Source organism: Shewanella sp. SP1S1-7, assembly GCF_031932105.1.
GTDB classification, from domain to species: domain Bacteria; phylum Pseudomonadota; class Gammaproteobacteria; order Enterobacterales; family Shewanellaceae; genus Shewanella; species Shewanella baltica.
The window spans coordinates 1-14,293 of the sequence record NZ_JAUOEU010000042.1 but is presented as its reverse complement, the minus strand read 5'-3'; the positions used below and the strand labels follow the sequence as shown (position 1 = coordinate 14,293).

General features: G+C 46.2%; 11 protein-coding genes. 7 read left to right on the top strand and 4 right to left on the bottom strand.

Translation table 11 applies throughout. The annotated features are described in order from the left end of the window. The first annotated feature begins 6 nt into the window (after window positions 1–6). The 6 genes from Q4Q49_RS20675 (at window position 7) to Q4Q49_RS20650 (ending at window position 8,165) form a co-directional block, all read left to right on the top strand. Window positions 7–219 (top strand): SlyX family protein, encoded by a 213-nt coding sequence (locus Q4Q49_RS20675; protein ID WP_006080410.1) that lies wholly within the window; start codon window positions 7–9, stop codon window positions 217–219. A gap of 65 nt (window positions 220–284) precedes the next feature. Then, window positions 285–842: a peptide deformylase gene (gene def / locus Q4Q49_RS20670; protein WP_312000324.1), complete on the top strand. Its 558-nt coding sequence runs from the start codon at window positions 285–287 to the stop codon at window positions 840–842. Next, complete coding sequence (locus Q4Q49_RS20665; protein WP_312000323.1) at window positions 842–2,245, top strand: hypothetical protein; 1,404 nt, start codon at window positions 842–844, stop codon at window positions 2,243–2,245. Before def ends, Q4Q49_RS20665 begins: the two co-directional genes overlap by 1 nt. 69 nt (window positions 2,246–2,314) lie before the next feature. Then, on the top strand, window positions 2,315–2,908 hold the full coding sequence (gene lpoB, locus Q4Q49_RS20660) for a penicillin-binding protein activator LpoB (protein ID WP_006080406.1): 594 nt from the start codon (window positions 2,315–2,317) through the stop codon (window positions 2,906–2,908). A 252-nt stretch (window positions 2,909–3,160) separates the two neighbouring features. Next, the gene (gene pepN / locus Q4Q49_RS20655) at window positions 3,161–5,794 is read left to right on the top strand and encodes an aminopeptidase N (protein ID WP_312000322.1); all 2,634 of its coding nucleotides are present in this window, start codon (window positions 3,161–3,163) and stop codon (window positions 5,792–5,794) included. Between the two features lie 478 nt (window positions 5,795–6,272). After that, the gene (locus tag Q4Q49_RS20650; RefSeq protein WP_259509496.1) at window positions 6,273–8,165 is read left to right on the top strand and encodes a methyl-accepting chemotaxis protein; all 1,893 of its coding nucleotides are present in this window, start codon (window positions 6,273–6,275) and stop codon (window positions 8,163–8,165) included. A gap of 136 nt (window positions 8,166–8,301) precedes the next feature. Here the strand turns inward: Q4Q49_RS20650 and Q4Q49_RS20645 are convergent, their stop codons facing one another. Beyond that, the gene (locus Q4Q49_RS20645; protein ID WP_311987211.1) at window positions 8,302–9,768 is read right to left on the bottom strand and encodes a diguanylate cyclase domain-containing protein; all 1,467 of its coding nucleotides are present in this window, start codon (window positions 9,766–9,768) and stop codon (window positions 8,302–8,304) included. Between the two features lie 294 nt (window positions 9,769–10,062). On the opposite strand from Q4Q49_RS20645, the gene Q4Q49_RS20640 reads away from it, so the two are divergent. Further along, entirely contained in the window at window positions 10,063–11,016 is a 954-nt protein-coding gene (locus Q4Q49_RS20640) for a DUF72 domain-containing protein (protein WP_312000321.1), read from the top strand. 73 nt (window positions 11,017–11,089) lie between these two features. Here the strand turns inward: Q4Q49_RS20640 and Q4Q49_RS20635 are convergent, their stop codons facing one another. The 3 genes from Q4Q49_RS20635 to Q4Q49_RS20625 form a co-directional block, all read right to left on the bottom strand. Further along, on the bottom strand, window positions 11,090–11,938 hold the full coding sequence (locus tag Q4Q49_RS20635; protein ID WP_312000320.1) for an isocitrate lyase/phosphoenolpyruvate mutase family protein: 849 nt from the start codon (window positions 11,936–11,938) through the stop codon (window positions 11,090–11,092). A 140-nt stretch (window positions 11,939–12,078) separates the two neighbouring features. Continuing rightward, complete coding sequence (locus Q4Q49_RS20630) at window positions 12,079–13,548, bottom strand: inorganic phosphate transporter (protein ID WP_312000331.1); 1,470 nt, start codon at window positions 13,546–13,548, stop codon at window positions 12,079–12,081. 248 nt (window positions 13,549–13,796) lie between these two features. Then, a partial coding sequence (locus tag Q4Q49_RS20625; RefSeq protein ID WP_312000319.1) for an AraC family transcriptional regulator occupies window positions 13,797–14,293 on the bottom strand: 497 nt, incomplete at its 5' end.

Genomic DNA, 14,293 nt, shown 5'->3' with positions numbered 1-14,293 from the left:
TTAGTCATGCAAGGCGTACAAGCACAGATTGAAGATCTAGAAACCAAATTGGCTTTTCAAGAGCTCACAGTCGAAGAGTTAAACCAAGAAGTGATCAAATTGAATCGACTTGTGGCTCATCAGCAGCACCAAATTCACATGTTAATTGGTAAGTTGCAAGACATGGAACCGAGTAATATGGCGACTCAGGCAGAAGAAACGCCGCCGCCACATTACTAAAAACTGACGCTTTAAAATAAGACTTTGATTCAAAGACGGTTACCGCAAAATATCCAGGGAATGCGATGTTTAAATATTTGATGCCAAAACAAACCCCGCCTTTATTACACATAGCGTTAGTGGGTGAAGCTATCCTAGGGCAGACTGCAATTGCAGTGCATCATTTCGATGCCGAGCTCGCGCACCTTGCAGAGCAAATGTCTGCCAGCATGGAAGCCGCCAAAGGCGTTGGCATCGCGGCGCCACAGGTTCACAGTCCCTTAGCTTTATTTATTATGGCTTCTCGCCCAAATGAGCGTTATCCAGACGCACCCAATATGGCGCCTGTGGTCGTGGTTAATCCGCAAATCATTCATGCATCGAGTGACTTAGTCGGCGGCGAAGAAGGTTGCCTGTCCGTTCCCGGCCAAAGATTTAACATACTAAGACATCAAGCCATTGAAGTGCGCTACCAGAATTTACAAGGCGAGTGGCAACAGGCCGAATTAACAGGCTTTATTGCGCGGATTTTTCAACACGAATTTGATCACCTGCAAGGGATCACCTTACTCGAGCGCTCACGTATGCCTGAACAGGCTCAGTTGATTTCAGCCCAGTCCATCGAACAAGGTGAAGCGCAATAATGAAACTGTCTTTGGTTACACCTTTATCTCGCGCTTTTATTGCACCCGCTTTGGTAATGGGGTTGGTGTTAAGTTTATCGGGCTGCGCCTACAACAGTATTTTTATTAATTACCCTTCACAGATTGAACCGCTCAAACAAGAGTTGAATAGTGCAACCCCCTTGGCCGATATCGACAAACTTGCCAGTAATATCAATGGCAACGATGGCCTACTCTATGCTCAAGAAGCGGGCCGTATTGCTCAAGTCGCCGGCGATTTTGCGGCTAGTAAAAAGTACTACCAACAAGCGGTCGATGCTTACACCGCCTTTGATGATAAGGCCAAAGTCAGCGTCAGTGATATTAGTGCCACAGCCAGCAGCTTAGTGTTAAACGACAATGCGATTCCGTACCGAGGGCCTGGGTATGAACGCATCATGCTGCACCAATACCAAGCGCTAAACTATTTGTTTAGTGGCGATTACCAAGGCGCTTTAGTCGAAGTTCGTCGCAGTAACGAGTTACAAAGCAGCGAGCAAGAGCGCTATCAAAAATCGCAAAAGTCGGTGCAAGCCATGGCAAACGGAACTATCGATGCCGAGGTCAACAAACTAGGTCAAGCCGCAGGCACTGTGACGAGTTCTTTCTTAAACGCTTACAGCTATTACACCACTGGCGTATTACATGAAGTACTGGGTGAGCCGAACGATGCCTATATCGATTATCGTAAAGCGGCACAAATCACCCCAGACAACACCTATTTACAGCAAGATCTGGTGCGTCTCGCCAAGCAACTCGGCATGCCGCAATATGATGAGTTTAAACGTCGTTGGGGCGATGCTAAGCTGCCGAATCCCAAAGATGGCCAAGTGATTTTGATGGTTGAACGCGGTTTTGTGCCCGCCAAGCAAGCCCTCACAGTGCCTTTTACTATCCATGGCAATTGGCAAACTGTATCGCTAGCCACTTACATGCCAAACAATACTTTTGTGCCAGAGACGCAAGTGCAAGGTTTAGGTACAGTGCTGAAAACTGAACCTATTGCCAATATTGATGCCTTAGCCATCACAGCACTCAAGGAAGATCTGCCCGCAACCTTGGTTCGCCAAGTCGCAAGGGTCTATGCCAAATCCGAGATGGCCTATCAGGTTGGAAAGAGTGGCAGCCCAGGAAACAATGCAGCCGATATTGGCAGCATAGCGATGCAGATTTTTAACGTAGTAACAGAGCAAGCGGATCGCCGTAGTTGGCTGACGCTGCCTAAACAAGCACAGATCGGGCGGCGTTATTTGAGTGCAGGTGAATACACTTTGCAGTTAGATAAAGCGCCACCGGCAAAAATTGACGTTGCAGCAGGCAAAACCACCTTAGTCTGGGCAATTGATACTGGTAATTACACCCGAATTTATTCAATAATCATTTAGCCTAGCGGTTGTGGTATTTGAATAAGACGTGTGTCATTAAGTTTATACAATCACAAAATGGAACTGACTATGAAACAATTTAAACTGATTTTTGTGCTGGCTGCCGTTATGGGTCTGGCTGCATGTCAATCTAAAGTCGAATATGGCGATGCCACCGAAGTTGAAACCGTCAATGAGAATTTTGGCTCAACGGATCTACAAGCTATTGCAGCCAAGATGGTGGATAGCATGATGACTTTCCCTCCTATCGTTGCCATGACAGCCAATAGCCGTCCGATTTTATTTGTCGACAGCATCAAGAACAAAACCTCAGAGCACATTGATACTGAGTCTGTTACTGACTCTATCAGCAACAAACTATTGCGCTCAGGCAAGTTCCGTTTTATCGACATGACTAAAGTAGATTCAGTCCGTAAGCAATTGGATTACCAAAACAACACTGGCATGGTTGATCCATCAACCGCCATCAAGTTTGGTCGTCAAATCGGCGCGCAATACATGTTATACGGCAATTTATCTAGCATAGTTAAGCAAGACGGTAGCACTAAAGACGTGTACTACAAGATGACAATGCGTTTAATGGATTTAGAAACAGGCCTGATCGAATGGTCTGATGAAAAAGAAATCCGTAAGATGAAGTCTAAGTCTTTCTTAGGCATGTAATTGTCTATTGGCGTTTACTATCGCCAAACAGAGTTTCCAAGAAGCCAGCTTAAACGCTGGCTTTTTTTTACATTTCTAACATTGGTTATCCAAGGTAAATAAGGTAGTGTACTCGGCCAAAATACACTGCAATGATACTGGCTCAAATCGGCGCTGGCGCAGGGGATCATTTGCCACTCAGGCAACCCCAAACACCCGACATTGAAACAATATCCAAGCAGAAAACAAAACAAATTGTTGAAGGATTCAGTTGTGAACTTGTTTAAAGCCAGTTTTGTTGCCCTTGCCTGCGGCGCATTGATGTCGTGTGCCACCCAAAGCACTCTTAATACGGGTCCACGTGACGCCAGTGCTTACATTAGCCAGTATCAGGCCGCGCTGCGCTCGCAGGTTATTTCCGATGTTCGCTATGAATTAGATTTTCAGCTCACAGGGGAAGCCGACTTTTCCGCCACCTCCAAAGTGACCTTTCAGTTAAGCGAAATACCCAAACAGCTGAGCTTAGATTTAAACAAAGCACAGATAAAACGCTTTATGATCAATGGCACCGCCGTATATCCCAATTACAATGGCGCTTACATTAGCTTAAATACGCGTTTACTCACTTCAGGTGAAAACACGGTTGAAGTGCAGTTTACTCGCCCTCACAGCACCAATGGCGAAGGCCTGCACCGATTTAAAGATCCAGTCGATGGCAAGATCTACCTCTATTCGCATTTTGAACCCGCTGCCGCGCAGCAAATGTTTGCCGTGTTTGACCAACCAGATATCAAAGCCAACTATCAGATTACGGTCACAGCACCTAAAGATTGGCAAGTGATTAGCACTATGCGTGAAAGCCAAATCACTCCAGCAGGCGCATACAACCGTTGGACCTTCCCTGATACGCCAAAACTCAGTCCGTATAACTTTTCTATGCATGCGGGTCCCTACCACATGTGGCAAGACAACTCTGGCCGCTATCCAATGCGCCTGTTCGCCCGTGAATCTGTGGCTAGCCAAGTCACACCGCAGGATTGGTTTAACTATACCAAACAAGGATTAACCTTCTTCGATAACTACTTTGGCATTCCATATCCCTTTAAGAAATATGATCAAATTCTGGTGCCTGATTTCCTCTATGGCGCCATGGAAAACGCGGGGGCTGTGACCTTTGCCGAAGATCATTTCCTCTATAAAGCAGCCATGACGGCAGATCAAAAACAAAGCCTAGCCGGCGTTATCATGCATGAAATGGCGCATCAATGGTTTGGCGATCTCGTGACCATGAAATGGTGGAATGGCCTGTGGCTCAATGAAAGCTTTGCCTCCTTTATGGGCACGCTTGCGACTCAGGAGGCGACCGAATTCACCAATGCTTGGCGCACTTTTTACGCCAAAGGCAAACAAAGAGCTTATGAGCAGGACAGCTTAGTCACTACGCATCCAATTGAAGTACCAGTGGCAACAACCCAAAACGCCTTCGACAATATCGATGCGATCACTTATCAAAAAGGCGCATCGACACTGAAACAACTGCGCCACTTGCTGGGCGACATGGTGTTTCGCCGTGGAGTCAGCAATTATTTAAAACAATATAGTTATCAAAATGCTGAGTTAGATGATTTTATCAATAGCCTAGGCAAAGCCGCGGGTCGTGATTTAAGCGCATGGACTCAAGAATGGCTCTACAGCGCGGGCGTTAACACCATCAAGGCGGAATATCGCTGTGAAGGTAACCGTATCAGCGACTTTAGCCTGCTACAGCTCCCTGCAAGCACTGAACTACCAACATTACGCGAACAAAAAGTCCAAGTGGCCCTCTTTACCCAAGGCCGCTACGATTTACGCCATGACGTTACTGTGCCTGTCACGTACAAGGGTGAGCGTACCGAAGTCAAACAACTGATTGGTGAGCGCTGCCCTGACTTAGTCTATCCAAACTTTGATGATTGGGGTTTTGTGAAAGTCGAGCTCGATGACAAATCCTTTAACACTGCAAAACAGCAGTTGAGTAATGTGTCAGATCCACTGCTGCGCTCTATGCTGTGGCAAAGTCTGTGGGACAGCGTTCGTGAAGGTAAATTGAGCTTAGATCAATACCTAAGCACTGTATTTGTTAACGCGCCTGCTGAGACGGACTACACGATTGTCGGTCAGATCATCGATAGCATGTTGCGCTCGAAGCAGTATCTCGCACAAATCGCACCTATTCAGCAAAACTACGCTGAGAATGCAGTCAAAGGCTTAAGCCAGATGAGCCTTAGAAAAGCGATGGAAAGCAAAGGCGATAATGACTTCCAACGTATTTGGTTCGATGCGTATGTCAGTTTAGCCAGCGACAGGGATTCACTGCGCCATCTAGCACAACTCGTTGACGGCGAAACAAAAATTAAGGGATTAACTTTAGATCAAGATTTGCGCTGGGCGATCATCACCCAGCTCAATCGCTATGATTTCCCTAACGCGCAGCAACGTTTAACCAAAGAAGCGGCCAAGGATAATTCGGACTCAGGCGAGAAAGCAGCGCTTGCCGCGCAAGTGATCCGCCCAGAAGCGGCGGCCAAACGTCGCTGGTTAAGCAAGGTTCATCAAGACAGCCTGCCTTTCTCCAAGCAACGGATCATTATGGAAAATCTTTATCCTGCGGAGCAGAAACTATTGAGCGCGGCTACGGCGGAAGAACGTTTGGCGAGCTTAATGGATATGGACAAAAAAGGTCCCGTATTTATGCGTAACTACAGCCACTTCCTCGTTCCAACCGATTGTAATTACAATAGTATAGCAGCGCTAGACAAGGTGCTTGATCGTCAAACGGGATTATCAAATATCACTCGCCGCAATCTATTAGAAACCCGTCAAATGGAACAACGCTGCGTGTTGATCAAAAGTAAAATGACCCTATGATATTTAAGCCATTTTAGAATTAAAAAGGAGCTTCTAGAAGCTCCTTTTTTGTGCGGTAATAGATGGAAGCTAAGCTCGAAACATAACAAAAAGTAACGCAAACAACTTAACGTTAAATAAACAAGCTAGCATTCTGAATCAATTAATCGCAATCGAAAAACGGTAACATAGTTAATTATATCGTTAGCGAGAATCGGTATGTTTTAATGGCTTAGTGACGGTAAATAATGATATTCGTCATCTGTAAAATATTATTTTCTCTTCGATTCAGTCTTCTCAGTTTATCGAGTAAGCATTAATAACAAATGGCTTACCTAATCGTTATTTGCATAAAAATCATGCCATTATAAAGCGACTGATTTATGGGCGTCATGTCTAAATTTATTACTATAATTTCTCAATGCTTTAATGTTTTGTCTCTTACAGCCGCTATACTAAAACAACGTTAGAGCGCTAACGGAATATAAAGGAATAGATTATGCGATCGACACTCAAAACACGACTGCTGTTTAGCAGCCTCTCCGCGGTACTGATCACTATTGCTGTACTCGTAAGTATCTCTAGTTATTTCATTAGAAATAATGCGTTAGAAAACACTCAACATGAAATTGATCAACTGGCGAATACCTTTTCATCCGGTATTGGTCAATGGATGCAAGACAGAAAAATGGCCATTACCAGCCTAAAACAAGCCATTGAAGCCGATCCGAGCAAAAACGTCACCCCTCACTTGCTGCAAGCGCATACGGCGGTGGACTTTGCCCTCACCTATTATGGCGACGAGCAAGGCAACATGTATCGCCAAGATCCGTCTCTAAATACCGCGAATTACGATCCCCGCGTCCGCCCTTGGTATATGGACGCTAAAGCCGCCGGTAAAATGATCATGACGGCGCCCTACGTCAGCGCCACACTGAAAAAACAAGTCGTGACCATTGCCGAGCCTGTGATGGGATCAGGACAGCTGATAGGCGTGGCCGCAGCGAACTTAACCATAGATCAATTAACCGATGCTGTGCAGCGCCTCGAAGTGCCGGGCGAAGGTTATACCTTGATGGTCGATACTGCGGGACTCATCATCAGTCATCCCAATAGCCAGTTCAATACCCAGCAACTCACAAAAATTGATAGTAATTTTAGCAATAGCTGGTTATCACAGCGCACCAATGCCAATACCATGGAAGAACGTACCCTAGATGGCACCACTAAGTTAGTTTATGTCGCGGCGATACCTTCGACGGACTGGGCGTTGATTTTCGTGATGGATAAAAAAGAAATTATGTCTCAGGCAACCGATCTTGCCTGGTGGATGTCGGCCGTAGGTGTCGCCCTATTAGTACTCTTTGGTTTGATTTTAATCGCCATTTTCAAAATCCAATTCAAAGATCTCGAACGCGTTGCCCAAGCACTCAATGATATTGCCGAAGGTGATGGTGACCTAACAGTGCGCATTCATACTGCCAACAGTCACGACGAAATTGGTATGTTAGCTTCGGGCTTTAACCGCTTTGTGGAACGTCTCCATGGCATGATTTCCCGTATGCACAAGATTGCTGGTCAACTTGAACATCAGGCCCAAGGCAGCAGCGCTTCGGCCACGGACAACAGCCAACGCATTGAAGTCCAACAAGATGAAGTGACTATGGTCGCCACGGCTGTCACCGAAATGGCCAGTGCCACCGAAGAGATTGCCAGCAATGCCGAGCACACAGCACAAACTGCGCAAAATGCTGTCGGGCTTTCGAATCATGGCCACAAACAAGTCGCCCAGAGTCAGCAATCTATCCGTAATTTAGCCAGTGAAGTTGAAACTGCCGGCCGAATTATCGGTGAGCTGAATGAGCACTCACAGAAGATCAACAGTATTCTGTTAACAATCAGTGGCATCGCCGAACAAACCAACTTACTCGCACTTAACGCGGCCATTGAAGCCGCACGAGCGGGTGAACAAGGCCGCGGTTTTGCTGTGGTTGCCGACGAAGTGCGTGTACTGTCACAACGCACTCATTCATCGACCCAAGAAATTCAAGCGATGATCGAAACCCTCCAACAAACCGCCGGCAAAGCTGTTAAATCTATGACTCAGAGTCATGAAATGGCAGAAACCAGTGTGGCCGATGCTAATTCCGCCAGCGAAAGTTTGTTGCTGATCAGTAAAGCCATTAATGACATTTCAGATATGGCGAGCCAAATTGCCACGGCAGCTGAAGAGCAAACTTCAGTCACCAGCGAAATTAACCGCAATACCGAGTCGATTCGTGAAGTGTCGGAGAATCTCTCGATTGAAGCGCAAACCTCTATGGTGCAAGCGCAGGAACTCGCCCACTTAGCAGCGTCATTACAGCAGGAAGTGAATCGCTTCAAACTGTAGAGTCATCACGATTCTATACTCTGATGCCGTAAAATCGTTCCTGACAATAATGCCCGCCAATGTCACTGACATTGACGGGCATTTCTTTATACCTTCCAGCCGCCCCAACTCTTGCGCCTGAACACCTCAATCGGACTCACACTATCTTAGTCACCTTGTTTTCAAGGTTATTTAACTCAGCGTCTTCTAACTCACTTTCTTCTGACTCAGAAGCTGCAGGTAGCGGATCCGCATTTAGGTTTCTTAGCCCTTGATAGCCCATTTCAATACGATTGCCCCCATTTTTCTTAGCCTTATACATAGCAGCATCTGCACAGGAGAGTAACTGTTTTTCGTCCATGCCGTGCTCTGGATACAAGGCAATACCAATACTCGGTAAAATATGGATTTGCTGGTCGGCAAGTTCGAAGGGTTGATTAAGGACTTGTAATATTTTATGCGCTGCCAATAGGGTATTTTGAGCAGAATCAACACGTTCTAGTAAGATCACAAACTCATCACCGCCGAAACGCGCTACGGTATCTGAACCCCTAACACAGCTGAGAATACGCTGCGCCGTTACTTGCAGCAGCAAATCGCCAACGCTATGACCAAAGGTATCGTTAACCCATTTAAACTTATCTAAGTCTAAATAAAGTAAAGAGAAATAACTTGATTCCCTATGGGCACGGGATAGTGCCTTTTGAAACCTATCGTAAAAAAGCTCACGATTGGGTAACAGGGTTAACTGATCATACAGCGCAATATGTTCTAATCGCGCAAGCATTTGTCGGCGTTCAATCGCAAAGGCAATTTGCGTAGAAACAAACTCCAATAGCTCACGGTCTTGGTGCGTATAAGAAGCCGAAGTGGGCAAGCTATGCATCATCAAGGCACCGATAACACCTTTTTGCAGCTTTAGCGGCACACCCAGCCAACTTAAATTGCCATTACCCAGCTCTTCGCGAATGGCTTGGGGATACTCAGATAAGGTCACAGGACACAGGAGTAAAGATTCTGCACTGTGGATCACTTGTTCGGTAAACAAGCTGAAACTTGCGATATCGACCAGTGAATTATCACCCGCGGCGGCTTTGTAAGGGAAGCTGAGTTCATTTAAATCTTGATCGTACAATGCAATGGCAAAGTTTGCCGCAGGCAGCAATTTTGCAATGATTTCATGGATACGGCGATATAGAGCTAGCAAGTCCTCAGCAACATGCACAGCTTCAGAAATCTCATACAGGGCTGCTTGTCGGCGTTCGGCGTTTTTACTTTTAGAAATATCCCTCGCCACAGCCACACGTTGCTGATGAACCTCAGACCAGCGGGCAGACCATAAAATATCGACAACTGTGCCGTCTTTACGCACATAACGGTTTTCGAAATCGACCTTATAGCGGCCAGTCATAATCTCATTGGCGGTTGCGAGTGTGCGTTCTCTATCTTCAGGCAGCACAAGATCGAGCATCTGCATACCCATCATTTCCGCAGGCGTATAGCCAAAAATACGTTCAGCCCCCGCACTGACAAATTCAAACCGCCCAGTTTTATCAACGACGCAAATAGCATCCAAAAGAAGGTCAATAAAATTGCTTAGGGAAGTGTAGCCATCATTATTCACACCGTTCTCCAATCAACGTCTGTATTTGGCTAAGTAATAAGTCTGATCATAAGCATAAAAATAATAATAACGCACTATTAGAGTAGGTTAATTTTCAATGTCATTCCAGAGTTGCCCAAGTTGGGCTCGGCTTTTTATAGGATTAAATGCAAACAAAATCAAATACAATACCCTAAGCCATCAGCGGCGAGATTTGACTCTAGACTAAGGGTATCGGCACAATGCCCCAAACCCTAGCCTACATCAGGCTAGGATTGCATTGGCAAATGTGAATAAAATTTAAGGAAGGTCTTTTTGGATGAGTTGCGTTCTGGGTTAAATAAACCGAGTCATTTTCGCCTTGGGCTAGCCATGTGGTCACACTCGAATTGGCAAGAGAGTGTTTATGGCCATGGGATTAAACAAGCGGAGCGACTCGCCCGTTACGCCACAATATTCAACACCGTCGAAGGTAATACCAGCTTCTACGCAACGCCTGCACTGCAAACCGTGATGAACTGGCACAGTGCCACGCCCGATGATTTTCGCTTTACCTTCAAGCTGCCGCAAACCATTACTCACCAAAGACTATTGCAACACTGCGGCCAAGAGTTGAAGGATTTTTTCCAAGTAATGGCGCCATTAATCGATAAAACGGGGATCTGGAAAATTCAACTTCCCGCCCATTTCGGCCCAGAAAACTTACCTGTGTTAGCGCAATTTCTCAATCAAGTCCCCCAAGGATTAACCTATGGCGTTGAAGTCAGGCATGCAGCGTTTTTTGCTAAGGGAGACGCCGAGCGCGCACTCAATCGATTACTTATCGATAAAAAAGTGAATCGCATCATCATGGATAGCAGGCCCTTGTTTGCCCTGCCGCCCAGCAACGCCGCCATTATCGACGCCCATAAGAAAAAGCCGCGGGTGCCAGTGCATGCGATTGCCACCGCCAATTATCCTGTGGTGCGCTTTATCGGCCAACCAGACGATGCCGTAGCACAACTCGCGCAGCAAGGTGTTAGCGCTTTGCCTAAGAATAACGATGCCTTTTTTGATAATTGGCTCGCACAGCTCCCGCTGTGGCTCGCAGAAGGTCGAGAGCCCTATCTGTTTATTCATACTCCCGATAATGAAACCGCGCCTGAATTGGCCATCCGTCTCTATCAAACATTGCGCAGCCAAATTGCAGCGCAGATTCAACTCGCCGAGTTAAGCCTACTTGAGAAGATACCTGAGGAGACAAGTACGCAGATGGGACTTGCTTGGTAAAAGGGCGCGAGGTAAAACGGACGTAAGAAGGAACCCACGGCAAGCTCGCCGTGGATATAGATTAAAAACAGCTTTAACTCGGGATAAATAAGTTATTCATTTGCTCAAAATCAAGGGTAATGGCTTTAGGTATTGAACCGTTATCAACGGCAATAACCGCATCTTTTGGCTGCAGCTGAAACGGCTTTGCCTTAATTGAATTTAACAAAATTGGATTAAACAAAGTGTCATAGGCTTGTAAAAATGAAGCCGGACCGGTGGAAAAACGCTGCACACCTGCGGCAAATAACTCGCCGATATCCATCTGCTCATTCAATAGCATAAAATTCAGTGGCATATCCACAGCGGCAGACAAGCGCTTAGCGGTCTCGACCTGATTAGCCCCAGGGATAAAGCCGCCATCCGCGCCCGCAGCCTGATATTGAGTTAACCTATCGATAGTCATAGCGACCGCGGCATCACCACTGGCTAAGCCCAGTAAATACACATCGGTTCGCGCATTAATAAATAATCCTTGGCAACGAGGATGGGCGCGAATAGCTTTAATTTTTGCCACCATCTCAGCAACACCTGCACAGCCATCCTCAATATTAATCCCTGCTACGCCAAGCTCAGCGAGCTGCGCAACAAAAGCAGCAACCTCATCGGGATCTTGGCTATAACCGGATTCAATATCTAGCGTCACTGACACTCGGCTCAACCGTAGGATATTGTTCACTGCGTCCAATAAGGCCGCTTTAGGTAGCGCTTGGCCATCGGGATAACCGAGCGACCAAGCCAATGCCGCGCTACTGGTCGCAATAGCAAGGGCGCCCGATGCTTGGATGATGGCCGCACTGGCGGCATCCCAAACGTTAGTTAATATCAGCGGCTCTGATTGTTGGTGTAGTGCTTTGAAAAGTATTCTAAATTGCTCAGCCATCTTATGTCCTTATTAGTGTTGAAAGCTCAACTCTAACAAGATGGCTTAGGTCATTATCGCGGGAAACGGCACTGAACCTAAACGCCAAGCGCTTAAGGCTTGGCTATGTGAGCATGAGCATTCCGCTTGAGTATTCTTGGCTAACCCCAAAGTGCATTGGCAAGAATAAACACACACGCAGAGAGCAACATAGTAATAGGAAGCGTCAGCAGCCAAGCGAGCATGATTTGCTTAATTGTTTGGATCTGAAGCCCCGAACGATTAGCCACCATAGTGCCCGCAACGGCGGAAGATAGAATATGAGTCGTCGATACAGGCATGCCCGTCATACTGGCAATCCCAATCGATACGGCAGCGGTGACCTGTGCGGCAATGCCTTGGCTGTAGGTCATACTCGATGAACCAATTTTCTCCCCCACGGTATACACAATCCGTCGCCAGCCCACTAACGTGCCGCAGCCCAACGCAGTCGCAATGGCAATAATCACCCAAAGTGGCGCATATTCAGTGGTACGGGTGAGATCCTTACGCCATTTAGCCAATGAGGTTAGATCTTTCGCGGGGAGATCTAACTTCGCCACTTGGCGAGCCGTATCATCGATACAAAGGAGTAACCGACGCACCTCGCGCCGATCTTGTACATCCATGTCTTTGTAAGTCGAGACTTTTGCCAAGCGGCGGTCAAGTAGCGACATCGCAGGTAATACATTTTCAGATGAACAATGAGCCAGCATATATTCGGGGACGTTTGCTGAAGCGCTAAAGTCGATCACATCCGCGATAACAGCTTGGTTACGATCGTAAATCGCCATAATGCGCCGATTGGCATCTTGAGTTCTTTCCAAATCATAGGGTTGACTGCCCATGTCCAAGGCAAAATACGCCGGTGCCATACAAATCAGCACTAGCATCACTAGGCCTATGCCCTTCTGTCCATCGTTCGAACCATGGGCAAAACTCACCCCCATAGCAGAGACAATTAAGCTCGCCCTTGCCCAAAATGGCGGGTGTTTTTTGCCATTAATCTGCATCTGCTCATCGGGAGTGCGGTGAATTTTATGTTTCTGCCAGACGTATTTCATGATGAGTAGAAAAATCCCCGCCATCACAAAACCTAAAGTCGGCGAAATAATTAAGGACAACATGATCTGCGAGGCTTTAGAGACATTAATACCCTGCAAGATAGGCTGATGATTCATCCAAGCGAACGCGCCGCCTACGCCCATTATCGAGCCAATCAAGGTATGGGAACTCGATGCCGGTATACCAAAATACCAAGTGCCTAAGTTCCAGATAATTGCCGAAAACAGCAGGGAAAAGACCATCAATAAACCTTGGGTCGAATCCATGCCGAGCAAGGAATCTACGGGCAACAAATGCACTATTGCATAGGCCACACCTAAGCCACCTAATAGCACACCTGCAAAGTTAAAGAGCGCAGAGGTAACGACCGCAAGATTGGCTGGCATAGCCTTGGTATAAATAACCGTAGCCACCGCATTGGCCGTGTCGTGGAAGCCATTAATGAATTCGTATGCCAATACAAACAGTATCGCAAGCACTAAACCCACAGACCAAGCAAAGCCTAACGTTGTGAACATTTCAAACATAAAATACTGACCCATGGCGAGAACGCCCACAGATTACGCCCAAGTTTGGCCTCTTTTACAGTGAAAAATTATTTAGATTGTCAAAAAGTGAATTAGTCCTCAATAACTCAGTAGCATGCTTGCAATTAACACTGGCTTGATTTTATTCGGCCAAATGAATATCTGTACTGCAAAAAGGTGCAAAACATTGATTCAATGTTAAATAATTCAACTAAAAGCAGTATTAAACGTCATAAATCGTAACAGGATTATATCCCATGATCGCCTAACCTAAATCGCTGTGGCGTCATCCCAAAACGCTCCTTGAAAGCTTTAATATAGGATGAATCATTTTGATAACCGATTTGGTGGGCCACATTCTGTATTGATAGGTCAGTAGCCAATAACGACAGCGAATAGATCAGCCGCAAATGTTGACGCCATAATACGAATGAAGAACCAAACTCCCTCACAAATAGCCTCGACAATGTTCGTTCCGATGCTCCAACCCTCTCTCCCCATTTCACTAAAGAGAAATCTAAAGCTGGCGTTTGGGTTAAATGCTCAAAAATCAATTTTAAGCGCCTATCTTGGGGTATCAGTAACTTAAAAGTCTGTCCTCCCGCACTATTAATTTGATCGTATAGCACCTCAAGCAAACGCAGTATTGGCGCCTGAACCATTGGCTCAACATTTATTGGGGTATTAAAAGCACATTGTTTTCTGAGTGTTAACACTAACTCCCTTAGAAAAGCACTCATAGTGA

Coding starts and splice junctions, on each gene's coding strand:
- Q4Q49_RS20665 (WP_312000323.1), top strand. CDS start 842: ATGAAACTGTCTTTGGTTACACCTTTATCTCGCGCTTTTATTGCACCC.
- Q4Q49_RS20635 (WP_312000320.1), bottom strand. CDS start 11,938: ATGGCTGAGCAATTTAGAATACTTTTCAAAGCACTACACCAACAATCA.
- lpoB (WP_006080406.1), top strand. CDS start 2,315: ATGAAACAATTTAAACTGATTTTTGTGCTGGCTGCCGTTATGGGTCTG.
- def (WP_312000324.1), top strand. CDS start 285: ATGTTTAAATATTTGATGCCAAAACAAACCCCGCCTTTATTACACATA.
- Q4Q49_RS20650 (WP_259509496.1), top strand. CDS start 6,273: ATGCGATCGACACTCAAAACACGACTGCTGTTTAGCAGCCTCTCCGCG.
- Q4Q49_RS20675 (WP_006080410.1), top strand. CDS start 7: ATGCAAGGCGTACAAGCACAGATTGAAGATCTAGAAACCAAATTGGCT.
- Q4Q49_RS20630 (WP_312000331.1), bottom strand. CDS start 13,548: ATGTTTGAAATGTTCACAACGTTAGGCTTTGCTTGGTCTGTGGGTTTA.